General features: G+C 64.4%; 4 protein-coding genes. 2 read left to right on the forward strand and 2 right to left on the reverse strand.

The window, feature by feature from the left end; translation table 11 throughout:
• Positions 1–74 precede the first annotated feature (74 nt).
• Positions 75–938, reverse strand: a complete 864-nt coding sequence (locus tag VML93_RS36780) for a ribokinase (RefSeq protein WP_325618525.1) — start codon at positions 936–938, stop codon at positions 75–77.
• Positions 939–1,171: 233 nt separating this feature from the next.
• Here VML93_RS36780 and VML93_RS36785 point away from each other — a divergent pair, with 233 nt between their 5' ends.
• Both VML93_RS36785 and VML93_RS36790 read left to right on the forward strand, forming a co-directional pair.
• Positions 1,172–3,289 (forward strand): adenylate/guanylate cyclase domain-containing protein, encoded by a 2,118-nt coding sequence (locus tag VML93_RS36785; protein ID WP_414686542.1) that lies wholly within the window; start codon positions 1,172–1,174, stop codon positions 3,287–3,289.
• Entirely contained in the window at positions 3,289–4,692 is a 1,404-nt protein-coding gene (locus VML93_RS36790) for a mechanosensitive ion channel family protein (RefSeq protein WP_325618527.1), read from the forward strand. Before VML93_RS36785 ends, VML93_RS36790 begins: the two co-directional genes overlap by 1 nt.
• A 340-nt stretch (positions 4,693–5,032) precedes the next feature.
• Here VML93_RS36790 and VML93_RS36795 read toward each other — a convergent pair.
• Positions 5,033–5,154, reverse strand: a 122-nt coding sequence (locus VML93_RS36795) for a helix-turn-helix domain-containing protein (RefSeq protein WP_325618531.1), incomplete at its 5' end; no start/stop codon positions are given.

Genomic DNA, 5,154 nt, shown 5'->3' on the forward strand with positions numbered 1-5,154 from the left:
GCGCCAGCCGAATCCGAGCACACCGAAAGCCGCGAACAGCGCCAGGGCGACGTCGGCGGCGGTCGTTGCCCGCATCAGTCGCTCACCACTGCCGCATCGATAGCCGAGGCATCCGGCGCGCAGTCACCGGCGCCGGGCACCGTGGTCGCCAATGCCCCGGCGGCGCACGCATACTGCAATGCGCGGCGCCGTTGCGAAGGGTTTGACGAGTTCGGCCAGGTGGCGGCCAGCACTCCGGCGAACACGTCGCCGGCTCCGGCGGTGTCCACCGCGGTCACCGCCGGGGCGGACACCCGGAACTCGCCGTCGGCACCGGCGTACCGGGCGCCGCGCGCGCCCAGGGTGACCACGAGGTGAGTTGGCTGCCAAGGCCATTCGTCGGCCTCGGATTCGTTCGCGATCACCACGTCGGCCAGCGCCGCGAGTTCGGCCAGTGCGTGTCGATCCTGGCCGGCCGGTGAGGCGTTGACCATGACGACCGCTCCGGCCGACCGGGCCTGGCGGGCCGCGCCCACTGCCGTCGTCACCGGAATCTCGAGCTGGGTCAACAGCACATCGCAATCGGCGATCGTGGTGTTGTCCGCAGTCAAGCACCGGTTGGCGCCCGGCGCCACCACGATCGTGTTCTCCGCGCCGGCATCCACCACGATGATCGCCGTACCGCTGGGCCCGGGCAGTGTGACAGTCCCGTCCAGCCCAACGCCGTTGGACAGCAGGTGCGCCCGCAACTGCTCAGCGGCAGGATCGTCGCCCACCGCGCCGACGAACTGGACCTGTGCACCCGCTCGCGCCGCGGCGACGGCCTGATTGCCGCCTTTGCCGCCGGGTGCGTAGGTCAACGACGACGCCAGCACCGTCTCACCGGGTCGCGGAAGGGATTCGACCTGTGCCGTCAGATCCAGGTTCACGCTGCCGACCACACAGACACGCGTTGTCATTCGGCTGACGTTAGTGGTCAACGCGGCGATCGCCGAAAGGTTTCAGACGCCATAACTTCCCGACAAACGTGATTATCTTGCGGTTGTCGCGTTAGTCTGCGCGTTATCCGCGTGCCGTAAAACTGTCGGGGACGAAGAACCGGGAAGGAGACCGATTGACGTCGGTCGCGTCAAAGGGCGAGACGGGAGACGCCGCAACGGAGGTCGAAACCGCCCGCGTCAGAAAGCGGGGGTTGCGTCGTCCGCTGGTTTGGACGCGCTTCCGCTTCGGCATCCAGTCCAAGGTCCTGGTGGCAATGCTGCTGTCGAGCATTCTGTCGGTCACCGTGATCGGCCTCATCGGAGCCTTGTCCGGTCGTACCGCGTTGCGGGAAGTCGAGTCGGAGCGGCTGATCGAGCTGCGCGAGTCGCAGCGCCGGCAAATCGAGTCGCTGTTTCGGGAGGTCACGAACTCGATAGACCTCTGGAGCAGCGGGTACAGCATCGTGGACGCGACCCGAGCACTGACCGCGGGCTTCGACCAATTGGCCAATGCGACGATCACTGCCGACCAGCAGCAGGCGCTGGAGACCTACTACCAGAACGACATGATCAAACCGATCCAGCGGGTGTCGGGTGACTCACTCGATCTCAAACGGATTCTGCCCAGTTCCAACGAGCAGAAGTACCTTCAGGCGCACTACACGGTCGGGCCGAGGACCAACTCACTGCCCGTTGAGGACGCCCATGACGGCAGTTCCTGGACGACGGCCAACACGCATTTCGACTTCTACATGCGCGGTATCGTCACCCGCTTCGACTATGGAGATGTGCTGCTGCTGGACACGAAGGGCAATGTCGTCTATTCGGTCAAGAAAGGCCCGGACCTCGGTACCAACATCCTCACCGGTCCATATCGTGAATCCAAGCTCCGCGACGCGTATGAAAAAGCGCTGGGATCCAACGACATTGACTTTGTCTGGTTCACCGACTTCGAGCCGTACCAGCCGCAACTCAACGCCCCCACGGCGTGGGTGGTATCGCCGATCGGTATGAACGGCAAGTTCGACGGCGTCATGGCCCTGCCCGTGCCGATCGCGAAGATCAACAGGATCATGGACGCCAACAGACATTGGGGAGCCGCGGGCATGGGGGCCGCGACCGAAACGTATCTGGCGGGCCCCGACAACCTGATGCGTTCCGATTCGCGGCTCTTCCTGGAAGACCCCCAGGAATACCGTCGCCAGGCCATTGCCGCCGGCACTCCACCCGACGTTGTCGACCGGGCGATCCGGTTGGGTAGCACGGTGCTGGTGCAGCCGGTGCCCAGCGCGGGTCTTCGCGCCGCACAGCGCGGCGAGACCGGAGTCGTCAGCGCCACCGATTACACGGGTAACACCGAATTGGAGGCCTATGCCCCGTTGAATCTGCCGAATTCCGATCTGCACTGGTCGGTGCTCGCGACTCGGGACAACTCCGATGCCTTTGCGCGGCTGGGCAAGTTCCTGAAGACGCTCGTGATCGGGGTCGCGGGGATGGTTTTCGTCATCTGTGTGGCCTCGATGCTGATCGCGCAGACAGCGGTGCGCCCCGTGCGGCGGCTCGAGGAGGGCACCCGAAAAATCAGCTCCGGCGACTACGAGATCAACATTCCGGTCATGGCACGAGACGAAATCGGTGATCTCACTGCGGCTTTCAATGAGATGAGTCGGAATCTGGCGATCAAGGAAGAGCTGCTCGCCGAGCAGCGTCGCGAGAACGACCGACTATTGCTTGCGCTGATGCCCGAATCGGTGGTGCGACGGTATCGCGAGGGCGAAACGACGATTGCCCAGAAGCACCAGGACGTGGCGGTGATCTATGCCGACATCGTCGGATTGGACGAGATGTCCAGCGAAATGCCCGAGAACCAGTTGGTCGGGATCGTCGACGAATTGTTCCGGCAATTCGACGCGGCAGCAGAAGCTCTTGGCGTCGAACGGATCCGGACGTTCCACAACGGCTATCTCGCCAGCTGTGGCGTGGTCACCCCGCGATTGGACAGCATCCATCGAAGCGTCGACTTCGCCCTCCAGATGGACCGTGTCATCGATCGGTTCAACAGCCAGACCGGCCATCAGCTGAGCCTTCGGGTGGGCATCAACACCGGCAATGTCGTCAGCGGTCTGGTGGGCCGATCCAGCCTGGTCTACGACATGTGGGGCGCCGCGGTGAGTTTGGCCTACCAAATGCACAGTGGCGCACCGCAGCCCGGCATCTACGTGACTTCACAGGTGTATGACGCGATGCACGAGGTACGGCAGTTCACTCCGGCCGGCACGATTTCGGTCGCAGGAACCGACCAGGCTTTCTACCGGTTGGCAGAGCGCTGATGAACGCATTTCACTCCGGGTGGTTCTACTGGGCGATCGGCATCGCACTCGGCCTGCCGATCACGCTGATCGCACTCACCGAATTGCAGGATCTACTGGCCCGGCGCAACAGCCGCATGGCCCGGCAGGTTACGCTGCTGCGCAACTATCTACTGCCGCTCGGTGCGCTGTTGCTGCTGCTGGTGAAGGCCTCGGAGGTCCCGGCCCGGGATACCTCGGTGCGCGTCCTGACCACGGTGTTCGGTTTGCTGGTCGTGGTTGTGTTGCTGTCCGGCCTCAACGCGACCGTGTTCGAGGGCGCGCCCGAAGACAGTTGGCGCAAAAAGCTGCCCGCGATCTTCCTCGACGTCGCCCGCTTCGCGCTGATCGGCGTCGGGCTGGCGGTGATCCTGTCGTTCGTCTGGGGCGTCCGGATCGCCGGCCTGTTCACCGCACTCGGCGTCACATCGGTCGTCGTCGGCCTGATGCTGCAGAACTCCGTCGGCCAGATCGTGTCGGGTTTGTTCATGCTGTTCGAGCAGCCCTTCCGGATCAACGACTGGCTGGACACCGGGACGGCCCAGGGACGCGTCGTCGAGGTGAACTGGCGGGCCGTGCACATCGAAACCGGCAGTGGAATGCGCGTAATGCCGAATTCGATGCTGGCCAGCACCTCGTTCACGAATCTCAGTCGCCCACCCGGCGTGCACAAATTGTCGATGACGACCACGTTTTCGGCCGCGGACCCGCCCGACCAGGTTTGCGCGATGCTGTCGCGCGTTGCCCTCGCGCTGCCGCAGCTCCAGGCCGGCACCGTGCCGCGCTCGGTACCCGTCGGCGCTGGCGAATACCGCACCACCATCAAGCTGAACTCACCCGCCGACGACGGCGCCGCGAAGGCCGTGTTTCTGCGCTGGGCCTGGTACGCCGCCCGGCGGGACGGACTGCACCTCGACGAGGCCGAAGACGATTATTCGACCGCCGAACGTGTCCAGGATGCGTTGCGCAAGGTGGTGGCATCGGCATTGCGGATCAGCGCTGACGAACAGCGGTCGCTGCAGGCGTGCGCGAAGCTGGTCCGATACGGTGCCGACGAAACCGTGGAGTCGGCCGGTGAGGTGCCGGCGGGGATGAAATTCCTGATCTCCGGGCGTGTTCAGCTGACCGCGACGGCCGACGACGGGGGGATCGTGCCGATCAGCACACTGGAAGAGGGCGCGTTTCTGGGGCTGACCGCATTGACCAGGCAACCGAACCTGGCGAGCGCGTACGCCCTTGAGGAGGTCACGGCGCTGGAGATCGACCGCGAGCATATCGAGCATCTGGTGACACGTGAACCGTTGCTACTACAGGACTTTGGTCACATCCTTGACGAGCGTCGAACCAAGGTGCGGCAGGTGGCCAAGCGCGAGCCGGTCGGGTAGGGCTGGGATCTGAGCAGGCCGAATTTGGCCCCGGCCACAACTTTGGTGCCCCCAATTGTGTGCCCCGGGACAGTGACCGATCGGTGTGGTCGTTGCAGGCTCAGTGCACCCCTTTGATCGCCGTCAAAATCCCTTGGAGAGCAACTGATGTCGACACCTGTGTCCAGCATCGACCAGCACACCCTCGAAGAAATTCTCCAGGCCAACGGCGGGAGAAGGACAACACGGTGCCGCGGGCGATCTCCGAGGCCGCGTTCAAACGCCAGCAGGACCACGGTTGGCGCGAAGTCGCCGGCATCGCACTGCAATTCATTCGGCGGTACGCCTGACAGTCCGGTCGTCAGACGGCGTTGACCTCGTCGGCCAGCTCGATCTGGTAGGCCAGCCCCAGCTCAGCGATCCAGCGCGGGTCATCCAGGCTGCGCCCGGTGTACTCGGCGAGTCGCCTGAGGCGGTACCGAA

This window comes from Mycobacterium sp., assembly GCF_035499775.1.
Classification (GTDB): domain Bacteria; phylum Actinomycetota; class Actinomycetes; order Mycobacteriales; family Mycobacteriaceae; genus Mycobacterium.